Origin of the sequence: Yersinia pekkanenii (genome assembly GCF_001152565.1) — a bacterium.
Classification (GTDB): Bacteria; Pseudomonadota; Gammaproteobacteria; order Enterobacterales; family Enterobacteriaceae; genus Yersinia; species Yersinia pekkanenii.
On record NZ_CQAZ01000189.1, the window covers coordinates 1 to 824 of the forward strand.

Sequence of the window (824 nt, forward strand, 5' to 3'; positions counted from 1 at the left end):
CAGGTATTCTAATTCTTCTTACCCCCCCGTTTCTTCTGGCTGGTTTGTTTTTTTGTGGATATATTACCAATGGAGCTTTTTATAAAAACTTCAATTACCTAATGAGCATAAAAATTGACGGGAGAAGTATAGATAACTATACATTATTTAATAATATTGCTGGGGTTATAATTATATTCTCCATTATTAAAACTGATTTTCTATCAAGAATTTTATCCCATAAGTTTTTGGTTCGAATGGGGGCTTTGTCTTTTTCTGTATATGTGCTTCATCAGCCAATACTCTATGTGACATGTCCATATATTTTTAACTTCATGTCTGCATACGGGATTGAGTATTCACATGCTGCATTAATAGCATCAGTTATAACGGTACCCATAGTGTATGTATTATCTATTCCTTACCATAACTATGTTGATATTTTCAGTGTTAAAATATCAAATAATATAAAGAACATAGTTTTAGTCGCGCGTTAGTCTCAAGGGCAAAACTCAATTACTAACGGATTAACGTTGCCCAACATACCATAACAAATCCCCCGCCCTAAGGGACGGGGGATTTGTCACTCTGGTACCACAACCCACTCGATATCTGGCGCATTCGATACATCAACTTTAGTTAACTCATAACGATATTTTTGCCATGCAGCCAGACGCGGAATGTCTTCATCATCAATATAACCGCCATCTTTTGCATCACGCATCGGATCAATGACCTCAGATGCATGTGCAATAAGTTCTGCCTTTTTATGCTGTGCCAATAAAATGAGTTCAGCATGAGTCGGCGGTGGATTAGTCATCAACATAGCGTCTTCTTCTGTGATT

2 protein-coding genes are annotated in these 824 nt (G+C 36.9%); one reads left to right on the forward strand and one right to left on the reverse strand.

Annotated elements, in window-relative coordinates; translation table 11 throughout:
- Positions 1-476 (forward strand): acyltransferase family protein (locus AEP37_RS27085; protein ID WP_049615670.1); only part of this gene is annotated, 476 nt, incomplete at its 5' end.
- 86 nt (positions 477-562) lie between these two features.
- On the opposite strand, the gene AEP37_RS23895 is transcribed toward AEP37_RS27085, so the two are convergent.
- Positions 563-824 (reverse strand): tail fiber assembly protein (locus AEP37_RS23895; protein ID WP_049615671.1); only part of this gene is annotated, 262 nt, incomplete at its 5' end.